Source organism: Streptomyces yongxingensis, assembly GCF_055597465.1.
Window position 1 is genome coordinate 6597769 of record NZ_CM145717.1, and the last position, 18371, is coordinate 6616139.

Genomic DNA, 18371 nt, shown 5'->3' on the forward strand with positions numbered 1-18371 from the left:
GAGCCGAGAACGGGTCAGGCGACCGCCGCCGAGACCGCCGCCGCGAGCGGTGCGGCGAGCTCCGGGCGGTCGACGCGCTCGACCCGTACGGAGTCACAGCCCACCCATTCGGCCGCCTCCCGCAGCGCCCGCGCCATGGGGGCCACGGCCTTCGGCGACTCCAGGGACACCTGCCGGGCGACCAGGGTCGTCCCCTCCCGGGCCGGATCGACCCGGCCCAGCAGCCGCCCGCCCGACAGCAGCGGCATGGCGAAGTAGCCGTGGATCCGCTTGGGCCTGGGCACATACGCCTCCAGCCGATGGGTGAAGCCGAAGATCCGCTCGGTGCGCGCCCGGTCCCATATCAGCGAGTCGAAGGGCGACAGCAGGGTGGTGCGGTGCCGCCCGCGCGGCGGGGTGGCCAGCGCCTCGGGGTCCGCCCAGGCCGGTTTGTCCCAGCCCTCGACCGCCACCGGCACCAGCCCCGAGTCCGCGATCACCGCCTCCACCTGCTCGCCCTTGAGCCGGTGGTAGTCGGCGATGTCCGCCCGCGTGCCCACGCCCAGGGACTGTCCGGCCAGCCGGACCAGCCGACGCAGACACTCCAGGTCGTCCAGGTCGTCATGGAGCAGGTCGTCCGGCACGGCGCGCTCCGCCAGGTCGTACACCCGCTTCCAGCCGCGCCGCTCGACGCACACCACCTCGCCGAACATCAGCGCCCGCTCGACCGCGATCTTCGCGGCCGACCAGTCCCACCACGGCCCGCCGTTCTTGGCCCCGCCCAGCTCCGTCGCGGTCAGCGGGCCCTCCGCGCGCAGCTGCTTGACCACCGTCTCGTACACCCCGTCCGGCAGCTCGTGGTTCCAGTGCGGGCGGTCGCGGTAGGCGCGGCGGCGGAAGGCGAAGTGCGGCCACTCCTCGATCGGCAGCACGCAGGCGGCATGCGACCAGTACTCGAAGGCGTGGGTGCCGGTCCAGTACGCCGACTCGACCGTCTTACGGCCGACCGCGCCCAGCCGTGCGTACGGAATCAGCTCATGGGAGCGGGCCAGCACCGAGATCGTGTCCAGTTGCACGGCGCCCAGGTGGCGCAGCACGCCCCGCACCCCGCCGCGCCGGTCGGGGGCGCCCAGCAGCCCCTGGGCGCGCAGCGCGATCCGGCGCGCCTCGTCGGCGGAGAGGGTGGCCTCGGGTGTGCGGTCCACGGCGGACCCGGTGGCGGCGTTCGTCATGCGCGCCACCGTAGTGGCACCCCCTGACAACGCCGCCCGTGCCGCCGGATGGCCCTGGGACGGCCGATCCTCAGACCCCTCGACGCCGCCCTCAGCTCCCCGACGCCGCCCTCAGCCCGCTGACGGCGCCGTGGACGCCCGGCCGGACGGGCCGGACGCCTCCGACTCCCGCCGGGGCGCGTTGACCGCCTCGGACTCCTTGGCGGGCAGATACGGCGTCGTCGAGGGCAGCCCCCAGTCGGAGGGCAGCAGCGCGCCCCGCCAGGCGTCCCGCCGGGTCCCCTGGTGGACGATCCGGGCGCGGTCCGTCCCCTCCATCCGGAAGCCCACGCCGAGGGCGACCGCCCGCGAGCCCTCGTTCCCGGCCTCGCTGCACCACTCCAGGCGCTCCACCCCGAGCCGGGTGAACGCCCACTCGATCACGGCCCGCGCCGCCTCACCCGTGTAGCCGTGCCGCCGGTGCTCGCGCGCCGTCCAGTAGCCCAGCTCGGCCTGGTGCTCGGGGGAGCGCAGATGGGCCAGCCGGACCAGGCTCATGGCACCGACGAGGGCGCCGTCACTCTTGGTGACCACCGCGAAGTCGTAGGTCACGTCGTCACGCCAGTTCTCCGGGCAGATCCGGCGGGTGAAGTCCTCCGCGTGCGCGCGTTCGTACGGGGAGGGCACGCTGGTCCATCGCTGGATGTCCGGATCCTGACAAGCGGCGAAGACCGCGTCCGTGTCGGAGGGGCGGAAGGGGCGCAGGACCAGGCGCTCGGTGGTGAGGGTGACAGGCTCCATGCGACCCGAGTCTGCGCCGCCGTCGTCACTCACCGCGAGCGGTTTCGGTGAATTGGAGGGCACCTGGGGGGCCTCTCGGGCGTTGACACGGTGAGGTGACATCCGGTCCTCGTGGTGACGGACCTCCCGGCGTGCCGGGGTCTGTCTTACGATGGCCGTTGCGGCGGGGCCTGCGCCCCTTGACAATGCCGCGCCAGCGCACCCCGACCGTGCCAGGCCCGACCGGCAAGGAGCCAGCCTACGTGTCCGTCCTCAACAAGCTCATGCGTGCAGGCGAAGGAAAGATCCTGCGCAAGCTGCACCGCATCGCGGACCAGGTCAATTCCATCGAAGAGGACTTCCTGTCCCTCTCCGACGCCGAGCTGCGCGCCCTCACCGACGAGTACAAGCAGCGGTACGACGACGGTGAGAGCCTCGACGACCTGATGCCCGAAGCGTTCGCCACGGTGCGCGAGGCGGCCAAGCGGGTGCTCGGCCAGCGTCACTACGACGTCCAGCTGATGGGCGGCGCGGCGCTGCACCTCGGGTATGTCGCCGAGATGAAGACCGGTGAGGGCAAGACCCTGGTCGGCACCCTCCCGGCGTATCTGAACGCGCTGTCGGGCAAGGGTGTCCACCTGATCACGGTCAACGACTACCTGGCCGAGCGCGACTCCGAGTGGATGGGCCGGGTGCACCGGTTCCTCGGCCTGGAGGTCGGCTGCATCCTCGCCAACATGACCCCGGCGCAGCGCCGTGAGCAGTACGCGTGCGACATCACCTACGGCACCAACAACGAGTTCGGCTTCGACTATCTGCGCGACAACATGGCGTGGTCGAAGGACGAGCTGGTGCAGCGCGGCCACAACTACGCGATCGTCGACGAGGTCGACTCGATCCTGGTGGACGAGGCCCGTACGCCGCTGATCATCTCCGGCCCGGCCGACCAGGCCACCAAGTGGTACGGCGACTTCGCCAAGCTGGTCACCCGGCTCAGCCGGGGCCAGGCCGCCGAGCCGCAGAAGGGCCAGGAGGAGACCGGGGACTACGAGGTCGACGAGAAGAAGCGGACCGTCGGCATCCATGAGTCCGGGGTCACCAAGGTCGAGGACTGGCTGGGGATCGACAACCTCTACGAGTCGGTCAACACCCCGCTGGTCGGCTACCTCAACAACGCGATCAAGGCCAAGGAGCTCTTCAAGAAGGACAAGGACTACGTCGTCATGGACGGCGAAGTCATGATCGTCGACGAGCACACCGGCCGTATCCTCGCGGGCCGCCGCTACAACGAGGGCATGCACCAGGCCATCGAGGCGAAGGAAGGGGTGGAGATCAAGGACGAGAACCAGACGCTCGCCACGATCACCCTCCAGAACTTCTTCCGCCTCTACGACAAGCTCTCCGGCATGACCGGTACGGCGATGACCGAGGCCGCCGAGTTCCACCAGATCTACAAGCTCGGTGTGGTCCCGATCCCGACCCACCGCCCCCTCGCCCGGCTCGACCAGTCCGACCTGATCTACCGCACCGAGGTCGCGAAGTTCGACGCGGTGGTCGAGGACATCGTCGAGAAGCACACGAAGGGCCAGCCGGTCCTGGTCGGCACGACCTCCGTGGAGAAGTCCGAGTACCTCTCCCAGCAGCTCGCCAAGCGCGGGGTGCCGCATGAGGTGCTCAACGCCAAGCAGCACGACCGGGAGGCGACGATCGTCGCCCAGGCCGGCCGTAAGGGCGCCGTGACCGTCGCGACCAACATGGCGGGCCGCGGCACCGACATCAAGCTCGGCGGCAACCCCGACGACCTCGCCGAGGCCGAGCTGCGCCAGCGCGGTCTGGACCCGGTGGAGCACTCCGAGGAGTGGGCCGCCGCGCTGCCCGCCGCCCTGGAGAAGGCCGAGGCCGCGGTCAAGGCCGAGTTCGAGGAGGTCAAGGAGCTCGGCGGGCTGTATGTGCTGGGCACCGAGCGCCATGAGTCGCGCCGGATCGACAACCAGCTGCGCGGCCGCTCCGGCCGTCAGGGCGACCCCGGCGAGTCCCGCTTCTACCTCTCGCTCGGCGACGATCTGATGCGGCTGTTCAAGGCCCAGATGGTCGAGCGCGTCATGGCGATGGCGAACGTCCCGGACGACGTCCCGATCGAGAACAAGATGGTCACGCGGGCCATCGCCTCCGCGCAGTCGCAGGTCGAGCAGCAGAACTTCGAGACCCGTAAGAATGTCCTGAAGTACGACGAGGTCCTCAACCGCCAGCGTGAGGTCATCTACGGCGAGCGCCGCCGCGTCCTGGAGGGCGAGGACCTTCAGGACCAGGTCGGCCACTTCATGGACGACACCATCGAAGCCTATGTGCGGGCGGAGACGGTCGAGGGCTTCGCCGAGGAGTGGGACCTGGACCGGCTGTGGAACGCCTTCAAGCAGCTCTACCCGGTCAGCGTGACCATCGAGGAGCTGGAGGAGGAGGCCGGCGACCGCGCCGGGATCACCGCCGAGTTCATCGAGGAGTCCATCAAGGACGACATCCACCAGCAGTACGAGGCGCGCGAGGAGCAGCTGGGCTCCGAGATCATGCGTGAGCTGGAGCGGCGGGTCGTGCTCTCCGTGCTGGACCGCAAGTGGCGCGAGCACCTCTACGAGATGGACTACCTCCAGGAGGGCATCGGGCTGCGCGCGATGGCCCAGAAGGACCCGCTGGTCGAGTACCAGCGCGAGGGCTTCGACATGTTCCAGGCCATGATGGAGGGCATCAAGGAGGAGTCCGTCGGCTATCTGTTCAACCTGGAGGTCCAGGTCGAGCAGCAGGTCGAGGAGGTCCCGGTCGAGGCGCCGGAGGAGCAGGTCGTCCTCGAGAAGGACGTGCAGGACGCGGTGCCGGCGGGCGCGCCGTCCGCGGGCTCCTCGGCCCGCCCCGAGATCCGCGCCAAGGGCCTGGAGGCCCCGCAGCGGCCGGACCGGCTGCACTTCTCCGCCCCGACGGTGGACGGAGAGGGCGGCGTCGTGGAGGGCGACTTCCCCAACGGCGAGACGCCCCCGCCGCCCCGGTCGGAGGCCGACGGGCTGACGCGTGCGGAGCGGCGCAAGGCGCAGAAGGGCCGCCGCCGCAAGAAGTAGTCATCGGGTGCCGTGAACGGGCCGGGGCGCCGCGCGAGAGCGTGGCACCCCGGCCCGCCGCGTGGCAGGGCTCCCCCCCCTGGACCCCGGGGGCGGAGCCTGGCTCACCCGTGTGGAGACCGAGGCGGTCGAGCCCGGACCCCGAGGGTCCAGGGCGGAGCCCTGCCACGGGGCGGAGCCGCATACCCACGATCCGTGGGACACCCCTAGGCGAGTGGGCCGAGGTCGATGGCGGCGCAGCGCCAGCGGGCGTCGGCGCCGAGCTCGAGCCGGAAGGCGAGCGCTGTGAGCCGGTCTCCGGAGGCGATCCGGGCGAACGCCTCGATGACCCCGTGCCGGGGCTGGTACTCGCCGCAGCGCCGTACCAGGGGCGCTGTGGCCCGCTCTCCGGCGGGCCGCAGCGGGGCGCGCGGGGCGAGCTCGATCAGCTGGTCGTAGGCGGCCGGGAGGGCGTGCCCGAGGAGGGTGTGGACGGGGCGCTGACCGCTGAGCGTGAGCACCAGCCGGTTGGCGAACCAGTAGCGCGGCAGCCGATCCCGCTCCCGCCACGCCGCGGCGGCCGCCGCCGACCGCGATACGGCCGCGGCGCGGGACGCGGTGGGCACGCGGCGCGCGGCCGGGGTGGGTGGCGCGGTGCTGCGGGGTGTGACTGCGTCATGCGATGCGGGGGCGCCGCTGGTGGCGGGTGTGCCGCGTAATGCGGCCGGGGTGGGCGGTGTAGCGCTGCGTGGTGCCGTCGTCGTGGGCGGTGCGGCCGTCGTGCGGGGCGTCTGGGGCGGTGCGGTCGCGGGCGGCGCGGCCGTTGTGTGGGGTGTTGCCGTTGTAGGGGTGGCGCGGGGGCGGCGGGGGTCTTTGCGGCTGGGCGGGCCGCTTCGCCCTGGGCCGCTGCCGCCGCGTCGTCGCGCGGCCTGCCCGGCCGCGGTCCGTCGCGCGGCCTCCCCGGCCGCGGTCCGTCGTGCGGCCTCCCGCGCCGTCGTGGCCCGGTTCGTGGATCGATCCGTCGCCCGGACGCCCTCACCCATGCTGCTCGCCCCGTTCTCCGTGGCCCGGCCGAATACCGGGCGGTAGCTTTCGTCGGAAAGTCTTCTACCGGCGGTTTTTCGGCCTCCGCAATCAGCGCCCGGCCCCCTTCGTGCTCACACCGCGGTTCACCTATTCGGGGCATGCGGCCGTTCATCGGCCCCGGTCATCGGCTCGAGCGCGGCTCGGTCCCGCTTTCGTACGGCCCCGTCGGCCCCTGTCCCCCGAAAGGGGACCACCGGCCCTTCGCGGAAGGCTCGGGAGAGGGGACGGGCGATCGTATGCTGGGGGCCTATTGGTCTCTGATGAAAGCGGCAGCCATGCGCGTCTACGTCCCTCTGACCCTCTCCGGTCTCGCCGAGGCGCACAAGGAGGGCCATCTGGGGCCGACGCCGCTGACCGCCTACGCGGTCACCCCAGCGCTCCGCGAGTGGTATGTGTCCGACGACATCGAGGAGCTGGAGTACGCGGCGCTGAGCCGGGCCGCGCAGGCGTCGCTGCGGCTGCTCGCCGTCGACCCCCGGGCGCCCCGCCGCCGGGTCGTGGTGGCCGTGGACGTGCCCGACGGGCAGGCGGTCGCCGATCCGGACCGGGGGCTGGACCAGTCCGCGCTGGGCGAGGTGCGGATCAAGGCCGCCATACCGCTCGCGAAGGCCGCCGCCGTGCACCTGGACGCCGATGAGGCCGAGCGGGACATCGCCGCGGCCGCCGACGCGCTGGGCGCGGCGGACCTCGGTGACGACGACGCGCAGTTCACCGTGGACGGCGCCGAGGACCACGAGCTGCTCTGGTACGCCACCCAGGAGATCCCCAATCTGATCGGGTGATGCCCGCTGTCCGACCCGCCGGGTACGGTCGTGGGATGGGGAAGAACCACGTGACGCACCTCGTCTGGGACTGGAACGGCACGCTGCTCCACGACATCGACGCCGTGATCTCGGCGACGAACGCCTCGTTCCAGGAGATCGGGCTGCCGCCGATCACCCTCGAGCGCTATCGCGACCTGTACTGCGTCCCGGTGCCCCGCTTCTACGAGCGGCTGATGGGGCGGCTGCCCTCCGACGAGGAGTGGGCGGTCATGGACGAGGCGTTCCACCGGCACTACTGGGCGCTGGCCGAGACCGCCGGGCTGGCGTTCGGCGCCCGGCAGTTGCTCACCGAGTGGCAGGAGGCGGGTCTCACCCAGTCGCTGTGTTCACTGGCCCCGCATGAGTATCTGCTTCCCCTGGTGCGGACGCATGGCATCGAGCGCCATTTCGTCCGGGTGGACGGCCGCACAGGCGAGAGCAACACCGGCAAGGCCGAGCAGATGATGCGCCATATCGCCGCGCTCGAAGGGGTGCCGCCGCAGCGGATGGTGGTGATCGGGGACGCCTTGGACGACGCGGTGGCGGCGCGGCACGTGGGGGCGCGGGCCGTGCTCTACACGGGCGGTTCGCACAGCCGGGCCAGCCTGGAGGCGGCCGGGGTGCCGGTCGTGGACACGCTCGAGGAGGCCGTACGGGAGGCCGAGCGCATGGCCGACGAGTGAGCCGGGTGACGTGAGTCGGGCGACGTGAGCCGGGCGACGTGAGCCGGGGCCGCCCGCTGCGGGCCGTCCTGGCTCCTGGGCCCGAAGTCCGTTCAGGCGCTCACCGCACCGTATGCGCCCCCTCTCGCCCCCATACGCCCCCCATGCGGCCCCGGGCCCGGCCCAAGTCCCCGGCCAACCCGCAGGCCGCACCCCAGGCCGCACCCCCTCACACCACCGGCGCCTTCGACCGCAGCGCCGCCAGGAACTCCCGCATCCACGCCGGATGGTCCGGCCACGCCCGCGACGAGATCAGCGTGCCGTCGACCACGACCTCCGCGTCCTGGTAGTCCGCCCCCGCCGCCTGCATGTCCGGCTCCAGCGCCGGATACGCGGTGACCCGCCGCCCGCTCAGGCCGCCCACGGCCGCCGTCAGCAGCGGGCCGTGGCAGATCTGCGCCACCGGTTTGTCCGCGTCGAAGAACGCCTTGCAGATCTTGCGCAGCTCGGGGTCGTTCCGCAGGTACTCCGGGGCCCGGCCGCCCGGGATCACCAGGGCGGCGTACTCCCCGGGGTCCACCTCGGAAAAGGCCAGGTCGGCGGGGATCGTATAGCCCGGCTTCTCGGTGTAGGTGTCGAAACCCTCCTCGAAGTCATGGACCACCAGGCGCAGCGTCTTGCGGCTCGGGGCCGCGATATGGACCTCGTACCCCTCCTCGCGCAGCCGCTGATACGGGTAGAGCACCTCCAGCGATTCGGCCGCGTCGCCGGTCACCAGCAGGATCTTCGCAGCCATGCCACGCACCTCCAGGTCCACGCCTACCACCGTGCTTACCACCGTCCAGATCACGGTGCATCCGCGCCCACGCTTTGCCAAGAGGGCATGAGCGGCGCATCATCGGCCCGTGCGCCCCTCCCGGTCGCTGTCCATTTCGTCAAACTTCAGGGCCCGGTTTTGTACACGAACGGCTCATGACGACCCCCTGGGGAGGAGCGATAGCCTTACTGCGTGATCAGCGCGATAGTCCGTGAGGGCAACGAGGCCCTCGCTCCGCGCCCGGCGCCCCACCAGGCCCGGGCCCGAGCCGCCGCTGACCCGTGGCGCGTGGGGTCTTGGTCACTTACGGCCGAGTACACCCCGGCCATTTCCCGATCCGGCATACCGTCGTCCACGACCGGATTTTTCGCGTCGCGGCGTCATGCCACCGCCATCGATGTCACGCAACGGCGCGCGACAGGAGCCAGAGGACATGCAGACCAAGCTGGACGAAGCCAAGGCCGAGTTGCTCGAACGGGCCGCCCGGGTCGCTGAGAACAGCCCTGCCGGGGGGCAACCGGTGCAGGGCCCAGGACCGGAGACCCTGACCGCATACCTCCAGCACTACTACCTGCACACGCCTCCCGAGGACCTCGCCGACCGCGACCCGGTCGATGTCTTCGGGGCGGCGCTCTCCCACTACCGGCTCGCCGAGGTGCGTCCGCAGGGCACGGCGAACGTCCGGGTGCACACCCCGACCGTCGAGGAGCACGGCTGGACCTGCAGCCACTCCGTGGTCGAGGTGGTCACCGACGACATGCCGTTCCTGGTCGACTCGGTCACCAATGAGCTCACCCGCCAGGGGCGCGGCATCCATGTCGTGATCCACCCGCAGGCGATCGTGCGCCGTGACATCACCGGCAAGCTGATCGAGCTGCTCGACGTCTCCCCGGACGGCCCGGCCCGGAAGAAGCTCCCGCATGACGCGGTCGTGGAGTCCTGGATCCATGTCGAGACCGATCGCGAGACCGACCGCGGCGATCTGAAGCAGATCACCGCCGATCTGCTGCGCGTCCTGTCCGATGTTCGCGAGTCCGTCGAGGACTGGGAGAAGATGCGCGACTCCGCGCTGCGCATCGCCGAGGGCCTGCCGGACGAGCCGAAGGCCGCCGAGGTCCGTCAGGAGGAGGTGGAGGAGGCCCGTGAGCTGCTGCGCTGGCTCGCGGACGACCACTTCACCTTCATCGGCTTCCGCGAGTACGAGCTGACGCAGGTCCCCACCGAGGCCGGTGGCGAGGAGGACGCGCTGACCGCGGTGCCCGGCACCGGCCTCGGCATCCTCCGCTCCGACCCGCAGCACAAGGACGCCGACGAGAGCGCTCACGCGGGCCCCGGCACCCCCGTCTCCCCGGCCTTCAACCGGCTGCCGGCCGACGCCCGCGCCAAGGCGCGCGAGCGCAAGCTGCTGGTGCTGACCAAGGCGAACAGCCGCGCCACCGTCCACCGCCCCTCGTACCTCGACTACATCGGCGTGAAGAAGTTCGACGCCGAGGGCAATGTGATCGGCGAGCGCCGCTTCCTGGGGCTGTTCTCCTCCGCCGCGTACACCGAGTCGGTGCGCCGGGTCCCGGTGATCCGCCGCAAGGTCGACGAGGTGCTCGCGGGCGCGGGCTTCGCGGCCAACAGCCACGACGGCCGGGACCTGCTGCAGATCCTGGAGACCTATCCGCGCGACGAGCTGTTCCAGACCCCGGTCGACCAGCTCCGCTCGATCGCCACCAGTGTGCTCTACCTCCAGGAGCGCCGCCGGCTGCGGCTGTTCCTGCGCCAGGACGAGTACGGGCGCTACTACTCCGCGCTGGTCTACCTTCCGCGTGATCGTTTCACCACCGACGTGCGGCTGCGGCTGACCGACATCCTGCTGGAGGAGCTGAGCGGCCGCCCGCCGGTCGACTTCACCGCCCTGCACACCGAGTCGGTGCTCTCGCGGCTGCACTTCGTGGTCCGTGTCCAGCCCGGCACCGAGCTGCCCGACCTCACCGACGCCGATGTGGAGCGGATCGAGGGCCGGCTGATCGAGGCCGCCCGCTCCTGGGCCGACGGCTTCACCGACGCGCTGGTCTCCGAGGTCGGCGAGGAGCGCGCCGCCGAGCTGCTCCGCCGCTACCAGCACGCCTTCCCCGAGGGCTACAAGGCGGACCACACCCCGCGCGGCGCCGTCGCCGACCTGCAGCACCTGGAGCGGCTGAAGGACGGGGAGAAGGACTTCGCGCTCAGCCTCTACGAGCCGGTGGGCGCGGCCCACGCCGAGCGCCGCTTCAAGATCTACCGGGCCGGGGCCCAGATCTCGCTGTCCGCGGTGCTCCCGGTGCTCAACACCCTCGGCGTCGAGGTGGTGGACGAGCGCCCGTACGAGCTGCGCTGCTCGGACAAGACCACCGCCTGGATCTACGACTTCGGGCTGCGGCTGCCGCTGCGCGAGGGCGAGGCCCTCGCCGACGACGCCCGCGAGCGCTTCCAGAACGCGTTCGCCGCGGTGTGGACCGGCCAGGCCGAGAGCGACGACTTCAACCAGCTCGTGCTGGGCGCGGGTCTTGACTGGCGGCAGGCGATGGTGCTGCGGGCCTACGCCAAGTACCTGCGGCAGGCCGGGTCCACCTTCAGCCAGTCGTACATGGAGGACACCCTCCGCAACAATGTGCACACCACCCGGTTGCTGGTCTCTCTCTTCGAGGCGCGGATGTCGCCGGAGCGGCAGCGGGCGGGGCTGGAGCTGACCGACGCCCTGCTGGAGGAGCTGGACGCGGCGCTGGACCAGGTGGCCTCGCTGGACGAGGACCGCATCCTGCGTTCCTTCCTCACCCTGATCAAGGCGACGCTGCGGACCAATCACTTCCAGAAGAACGCCCACGGCAAGCCGCACGACTACCTGTCGATCAAGCTGGACCCGCAGGCGGTGCCGGATCTGCCGGCGCCCCGCCCGGCGTACGAGATCTGGGTCTACTCGCCGCGGGTCGAGGGTGTGCACCTGCGGTTCGGCAAGGTCGCGCGCGGCGGCCTGCGCTGGTCCGACCGGCGTGAGGACTTCCGCACCGAGATCCTCGGCCTGGTCAAGGCGCAGATGGTCAAGAACACCGTCATCGTGCCGGTGGGCGCCAAGGGCGGCTTCGTCGGCAAGCGGCTGCCGGACCCGTCGGTGGACCGCGACGCCTGGATGGCCGAGGGCATCGCCTGCTACAAGACCTTCATCTCCGGTCTGCTCGACATCACCGACAACCTGGTCGCCGGGCAGGTCGAGCCGCCCAAGGACGTGGTCCGCCACGACGGGGACGACACCTATCTCGTCGTCGCCGCCGACAAGGGCACCGCGACCTTCTCCGACATCGCCAACGACGTGGCGCAGGCGTACGGCTTCTGGCTCGGGGACGCCTTCGCCTCCGGCGGCTCCGCCGGATACGACCACAAGGGCATGGGCATCACCGCCCGGGGCGCCTGGGAGTCGGTCAAGCGCCACTTCCGCGAGCTGGGCCATGACACCCAGACGCAGGACTTCACGGTCGTGGGCGTCGGCGACATGTCCGGCGACGTGTTCGGCAACGGGATGCTGCTGAGCGAGCACATCCGGCTGATCGCCGCCTTCGACCACCGGCACATCTTCCTGGACCCGAACCCGGACGCGGCCACCTCCTACGCCGAGCGCCGCCGCCTGTTCGAGCTGCCGCGCTCCTCGTGGGAGGACTACAACGCCGAGCTGCTGTCGGCGGGCGGCGGCATCCACCCCCGTACGGCCAAGGCCATCCCGATCACCCCGCAGGTGCGGGCCGCGCTCGGGATCGAGAAGCGGGTCGCCAAGATGACCCCGGCCGATCTGATGAAGACGATCCTCAAGGCCCCGGTGGACCTGCTGTGGAACGGCGGCATCGGCACCTACGTCAAGGCGTCCACCGAATCGAACGGCGATGTCGGCGACAAGGCCAATGACGCGATCCGGGTGGACGGCCAGAATCTGCGGGTGAAGGTCGTCGGCGAGGGCGGCAACCTGGGCCTGACCCAGCTCGGCCGGATCGAGTTCGCCACCAACGGCGGCCGGATCAACACCGACGCGATCGACAACAGCGCCGGTGTGGACACCTCCGACCACGAGGTGAACATCAAGATCCTGCTCAACGCCCTGGTCACCGAGGGAGACCTCACCCTCAAGCAGCGCAACAAGCTGCTCGCCGAGATGACCGACGAGGTCGGCGCGCTGGTGCTGCGCAACAACTACGCGCAGAACGTGGCGCTGGCCAACTCCGCCGCCCAGGCCCCCAGCCTGCTCCACGCCCACCAGCGGCTGATGCGCCGCCTGGGCCGCGAGGGGCGGCTGGACCGGGCGCTGGAGTTCCTGCCCACCGACCGCCAGATCCGCGAGCGGCTCTCCGCCGGTCGCGGTCTGACCCAGCCCGAGCTGGCCGTGCTGCTGGCCTACGTCAAGATCACGGTGGCCGATGAGCTGATCACCACCGGGCTGCCCGACGACCCGTACCTCCAGCGGCTGCTGCACGCGTACTTCCCGCAGGCGCTGCGGCAGAAGTTCCCCGAGCACATCGACGGCCACGCCCTGCGGCGCGAGATCATCACCACGGTGCTGGTCAACGACACCGTCAACACCGCCGGTACGACCTTCCTGCACCGGATGCGGGAGGAGACCGGGGCCTCCACCGAGGAGGTCGTGCGCGCCCAGACCGCGGCCCGCGCGATCTTCGAGCTGAACCAGGTGTGGGACGAGGCCGAGGCGCTGGACACGGTCGTCCCCGCCGACATCCAGACCCGGATGCGGCTGCACTCGCGCCGGCTGGTCGAGCGCGGCACCCGCTGGCTGCTGAACAACCGGCCGCAGCCGCTCGCGCTGGCCGAGACGATCGACTTCTTCGGCGAGCGGGTCGGCGCGGTCCGGGCGCAACTGCCCAAGCTGCTGCGCGGCTCCGACATCGAGTGGTACCAGCGGATCTACGACGACCTGACCGGGGCGCACGTCCCGGAGGACCTGGCCACCCGGGTGGCGGGCTTCTCCTCGGCCTTCCCGACGCTGGACATCGTGGCCATCGCGGACCGCACCGGCAAGGACCCGCTGGCGGTCGCCGAGGTCTACTACGACCTGGCCGACCGGCTGCGGATCAGCCAGCTCATGGACCGGATCATCGAGCTGCCGCGCGCCGACCGGTGGCAGTCCATGGCCCGGGTCTCCATCCGCGAGGACCTGTACGCGGCCCAGGCCGCCCTGACCGCCGATGTGCTGTCGGTGGGCAACGGCGGCTCCACGCCCGAGCAGCGCTTCAAGGCGTGGGAGGAGAAGAACGCCGCGATCCTGCAGCGGGCCCGCACCACGCTCGATGAGATCCAGTCGTCGGAGACCTTCGACCTGGCCAATCTGTCGGTCGCGATGCGGACGATGCGGACGCTGCTGCGCACGCATAGCTGACGACAACGGCACACGGCTGCCGCGCCCCCGGTGGACTTCATGTCCGCCGGGGGCGTTTGTCACCCGCTTGGGCGCCCCTCCAACGACCGAGCGGGCATACCGGGACGAACCCACCTAGCGTGGGTGGTCAGTGAGTGCTTCGCGCCTCGAACCGCCACCGCGTCCCGAGGAGCCTTATGCCCCGCTTCACCATCGTCATCGCCGCCTATCGCGTCCAGGGCTATCTGAGCGCCTGCCTGGACTCCGTGCTGACGCAGTCGTATCCCGACCTCGAGGTGGTCGCCGTGGACGACCGCTCACCGGACCACTGCGGCGCGATCATCGACGCGTACGCGGCGCGCGACAGCCGGGTCGTGCCCGTGCATCAGCGGGTCAACTCCGGTCCCGGCCGGGCCCGTAACGCCGGGGTGGAGCGGGCCGGCGGGGACTATCTGCTCTTCCTGGACGGCGATGACACCCTCGCCCCGGGCACCCTCCAGGGCCTCGCCGACCGGCTCGCGCTCTGCCACGACCCCGAGATCCTCTACTTCAACCATGTGCGCACCTACTGGTCGGAGCGCCGGGCCCCCAGCCTCTTCGGGGAACTGCTGGCCTCGGCGGGCACCGATGTCTTCTCCGCCGTCGAACGCCCGGAATTCCTGCGGCTCTTCGCGATGTCGTCCAATCGCGTCTACCACCGGGATTTCTACACCCGCCACGGCTTCGCGTTCAGCGAGGGCATCTACGAGGACGCCCTGCTCTCGTACAAGACGATGCTCACCGCGCGGCGAATAGCCTGTGTGGACCTGGTGGGCCTGGAATACCGGCAGCGGCGGGTCGGGGCCAGTACCGGGAGCCCCGGCGAGAAGCACTTCGTCATCTTCCAGCAGTACACCCGGCTCTTCGACTTCCTCGACGACCGGCCGCATCTGGATCCGCTGCGCCCGCTGCTCTTCGAGCGGGCCGTATCGCATTTCCTGTTCTGCCTGGACCGGACCTCCCGGGTGGCGACGGCGGACCGGCCGCGCTTCTTCGCGCGGGCCGCCGAGTGGTACCGGGCCCACCTCCCGGCCGGGTTCACCCCGCCGGTCGAGGGCCGGTGGCGCTTCGAGGCGCTGGCGTCCGGCTCCTTCCTCCGCTACCGCGAGCACGAGCTGGCCGTACGGGCGGCCGCCGGGGCCCGCAAGCTGCGCCGGACCGTCCGGCCGCCGCTGGCGGCGCGCGCCAAGCAGGGCCTGTACCGGCTGCACCGGCAGCGCCCGGTCGACCCCCAGCTCGCCGTCTACTCCGCGTACTGGGGCCGTGGGGTGCTGTGCAATCCGGGGGCGATCTACTACAAGGCGCGGGAGCTGGCGCCGGAGATCCACGGGGTGTGGGCGGTCAAGAAGTCGGAGATCGAGACCCTTCCGGAAGGCGTCGACTACGTCGTCACCGGCACCCGCGACTTCTACCGCACCGTGGCCCGCGCGAAATACCTCATCAACAACGTCAACTTCCCCAATGAGGTGGTGAAGCGGCCGGGCACGGTGCATCTGCAGACCTTCCACGGCACCCCGCTCAAATGCATGGGCCTGGACCAGCAGCGCTATCCCGCCGCCGCGGGCGGGATGAGCTTCGGCAATCTGCTCAAGCGCATCGACCGTTGGGACTTCGCCCTCTCCTCCAATCCGCACTCCAGCCAGATCTGGGAGCGGGTCTACCCCGCCGCGTACCGGCTGCTGGAATACGGATATCCGCGCAATGACGTCTTCTTCACCGCGACCGAGGAGGACATCCGACGCATCCGTGAGGAGTTGGGAATCCCGGCCGGGAACACCGCCCTCCTCTACGCGCCCACCCTCCGCGACTACCAGAAGGGGTTCACCCCCCGGCTGGACCTGGAGCGGCTCAGCCGCGAACTCGGCCCCGGGACCACGCTGTTGGTGCGGGCCCACTACTCCTACCGGCCGCAGGACGAGCTGGCCCGGCTCCAGGAGGCCGGGCTGGTGATCGACGTCTCGCGCCACCGGTCGGTGGAGGAGCTGTGCCTGGCGGCCGACGCGCTGATCACCGACTACTCGTCGATGATGTTCGACTACGCCCTGCTGGACCGGCCCGTCGTGATCTACGCCGACGACTGGGACATCTACCGCTCCTCCCGCGGCGTCTACTTCGACCTGCTCTCGGGGTCCCCCGGCGAGACCCCGGGGGCCGTCGCCCGCACCGAGCGGGAGCTGGTCGAGGTCTTCCGCGAGGGCCGCTGGCGCGACGCGGCCGCGACCGCGCTGCGGACCGCCTTCCGGGCCCGCTTCTGCCGGTTCGACGACGGCCACGCGGCCGAGCGGGTGGTGCGGGCCCTGATGCTGGGCCAGGACATCGCGCTCCCGCTCGCCCCCACGCCACAGACGCGGCCCCTGGCGGACAGCGCCCCGGCCGGGCCGCGCGGCGGTGTCCTCACCGCCGAGTGACCCGATCCGCCGAGTGACCCCGACCCCGACCCGTCGAGAGCCCGGAGTCAGGAGGCCGTCATGCCCGCTCTGCCCCGACCTCGTGTCAGTGTGATCATCCCCGCCTACAACGCCCTGCCGGAGCTGACCCGGGCCGTCACCTCCGCGATGGACCAGACCCTCGGCCCGGACCGGGTCGAGATCATCGCGGTGGACGACGGTTCGACCGACGGCACCGGCGAGGAGCTGGAGCGGCTCGCCCGCACCTGCCCCGCGCTCCACGTCATCCACCAGGAGAACTCCGGCTGTGCGGGCGTCCCCCGCAACACCGGACTCGACCACGCCCGGGGCGACTTCGTCTTCTTCCTCGACTCCGACGACTATCTGGGCCCGGACGCGCTGCGCCGCATGGTCGCCATGGCCGACGCCCACGGCACCGACATCGTCCTCGGCAAGATCGCCTCCGTGGGCGGACGCGCCGTGCCCCGGGCCGTCTTCCAGCGCAATCAGCCCCGTACGGACATCTTCTCCTCCCACGCCTATCTGACCCTGGGCCCGTGGAAGCTGTTCCGCCGCTCCCTCATCGAGCGGCTGCGCCTGCGCTTCCCGCCCTACCGCAACTGCGAGGACAAGCCGTTCACCGCGGCCGCCTACCTCAACGCCTCCGGGATCTCCGTGGTCGCCGACTACGACTGCTACTACGTCCGCTACCGCGAGAACCGCAGCAACCTCACCCTCACCGCCTCCGATCTCGCCCACCGCATGGACGGCACCCGGCTGTGCTTCGAGACCGTGGCCCGCTATCTGGAGCCGGGTCCGCGCCGGGACCAGATCATGCGCCGCCATGTGGAGTGGGAGCTGTGCGGTCCGCTGCGTGCCCTGCTGCCCCGCGAGAACGAGCAGGACGCGCGGGAGAAGTACTTCCCCGAGTTCCGGCACTGGGCGAGCACGTGGGTGACCGACGCCCTCTTCCCAAGGCTCGACGCCCCCGACCGGCTGCTGATCCATCTGCTGCGCGCCGACCGCTTCGACGATGTGCTGACGGTGGCCCGGAACGCCAAGAAGGACGAGCGGCGCGGCCATCTCGTCGACAAGGGCCGGGTCTACTGGCTGCACCCCTTCTTCCGGGACCACGCCGCCGCCGTCCCCGACATCTGCTTCGACGTGACCGACCGGCTGCCGGTCCAGCACCACCTGGAGGCGGCGAGCTGGCACGGCGGGGTGCTGCGGCTGGCCGGGCACGCGTATGTCGAGGACGTGGACTCCCTCGACCCGGCCACCGAGATCGTGCTGCGCAAGTACCGGTCCGACCGCCCCGAGGTCCGGGTGCCCACCACCCCGTGCCTGTCCGCCCATCCGCTGCCCGGGGAGGGGCGGCGGTACGAGATGGCGGGCTTCGCCGCCGAGATCGACCCGGCCACCGCGGACGGCGGCGCCCCGCTGGAGCGGGGGCTGTGGAACATCTATCTGGACGTCCGCGCCCAGGGCGTCAGCCGTACGGTGCGGTTCGGCAACCGCCGCGAGGGCGGTGAGGTCACCCATCCCACCCGGCGCCGCGTCACCACCTCCCGGGGACCGGTGACGGTGGTGCCGTACTTCACCCCGTACGGCAATCTCTCGCTCGACGTCGGCGAGGTGGCCCACCCCCTCGACCCGCCCTGCCAGGTGCTCCGGACCATCTGGCGCACCCGCGGCACCCTGCTGGTCGGCGGACGGCTGACCGAGGAGGCGGTGCGGGACGGCGGGGCGCTGCGGCTGCGCGCCGAGACGGGGACGGGCGCGGTGCACGAGGTGCCGGCGCGCGGTGAGCCGGGCGGCTCCGTGACCGTCTTCACCGCCCGGCTGCCGATCGGCCGCCTGGGCGCGGGCTGCTGGACGCTGACGCTGATCATGGAAGGACCCGGGGAGGACGCGCCGCGCCGCACCGCGATCGTGCCGTACTTCGACCGGCTGGCCGCCACCCGCTGGCTCCGCTTCGGCTGCCGTCCGTACTACGCCAAGCCGGTGGCCCTGGGCCCGGCGCGGGCCCTGGGCCTGGAGGTGGCTCCGATCAAGGTCGTCACGGGGGTGCGACGGCGGCTGGGGTGGTGAGCCGCGGCCACGTCCGTCGGGCCCCCGGCCCGGGGATCACCGCCGTAGCC

General features: G+C 71.2%; 10 protein-coding genes. 6 read left to right on the top strand and 4 right to left on the bottom strand.

All coding sequences use genetic code 11. The features are described from left to right. Positions 1-14: 14 nt before the first annotated feature. The gene (locus tag ACZ6TD_RS28510; RefSeq protein WP_471342703.1) at positions 15-1211 is read right to left on the bottom strand and encodes a winged helix-turn-helix domain-containing protein; all 1197 of its coding nucleotides are present in this window, start codon (positions 1209-1211) and stop codon (positions 15-17) included. A 111-nt stretch (positions 1212-1322) separates the two neighbouring features. Further along, entirely contained in the window at positions 1323-1991 is a 669-nt protein-coding gene (locus ACZ6TD_RS28515) for a GNAT family N-acetyltransferase (protein WP_471342706.1), read from the bottom strand. A gap of 242 nt (positions 1992-2233) precedes the next feature. Between ACZ6TD_RS28515 and secA the strand changes: the two genes are divergently transcribed. Further along, positions 2234-5077, top strand: a complete 2844-nt coding sequence (gene secA / locus ACZ6TD_RS28520) for a preprotein translocase subunit SecA (protein WP_471342708.1) — start codon at positions 2234-2236, stop codon at positions 5075-5077. Positions 5078-5283: 206 nt separating this feature from the next. On the opposite strand, the gene ACZ6TD_RS28525 is transcribed toward secA, so the two are convergent. Continuing rightward, entirely contained in the window at positions 5284-5682 is a 399-nt protein-coding gene (locus tag ACZ6TD_RS28525; protein WP_471342711.1) for an Rv3235 family protein, read from the bottom strand. 735 nt (positions 5683-6417) lie between these two features. Between ACZ6TD_RS28525 and ACZ6TD_RS28530 the strand changes: the two genes are divergently transcribed. Both ACZ6TD_RS28530 and ACZ6TD_RS28535 read left to right on the top strand, forming a co-directional pair. Then, entirely contained in the window at positions 6418-6924 is a 507-nt protein-coding gene (locus ACZ6TD_RS28530) for a DUF6912 family protein (protein ID WP_471342714.1), read from the top strand. Positions 6925-6959: 35 nt separating this feature from the next. Further along, positions 6960-7628: an HAD family hydrolase gene (locus ACZ6TD_RS28535; RefSeq protein ID WP_471342716.1), complete on the top strand. Its 669-nt coding sequence runs from the start codon at positions 6960-6962 to the stop codon at positions 7626-7628. A gap of 208 nt (positions 7629-7836) precedes the next feature. Here the strand turns inward: ACZ6TD_RS28535 and ACZ6TD_RS28540 are convergent, their stop codons facing one another. Then, on the bottom strand, positions 7837-8403 hold the full coding sequence (locus tag ACZ6TD_RS28540) for a DJ-1/PfpI family protein (RefSeq protein WP_471342719.1): 567 nt from the start codon (positions 8401-8403) through the stop codon (positions 7837-7839). 454 nt (positions 8404-8857) lie between these two features. Here ACZ6TD_RS28540 and ACZ6TD_RS28545 point away from each other — a divergent pair, with 454 nt between their 5' ends. From ACZ6TD_RS28545 to ACZ6TD_RS28555, 3 genes are all read left to right on the top strand, one after another. After that, on the top strand, positions 8858-13825 hold the full coding sequence (locus ACZ6TD_RS28545) for an NAD-glutamate dehydrogenase (protein WP_471342721.1): 4968 nt from the start codon (positions 8858-8860) through the stop codon (positions 13823-13825). Between the two features lie 176 nt (positions 13826-14001). Further along, the gene (locus ACZ6TD_RS28550; RefSeq protein WP_471342723.1) at positions 14002-16251 is read left to right on the top strand and encodes a bifunctional glycosyltransferase/CDP-glycerol:glycerophosphate glycerophosphotransferase; all 2250 of its coding nucleotides are present in this window, start codon (positions 14002-14004) and stop codon (positions 16249-16251) included. 60 nt (positions 16252-16311) lie between these two features. Beyond that, the gene (locus ACZ6TD_RS28555) at positions 16312-18321 is read left to right on the top strand and encodes a glycosyltransferase family 2 protein (protein ID WP_471342725.1); all 2010 of its coding nucleotides are present in this window, start codon (positions 16312-16314) and stop codon (positions 18319-18321) included. Positions 18322-18371 lie beyond the last annotated feature (50 nt).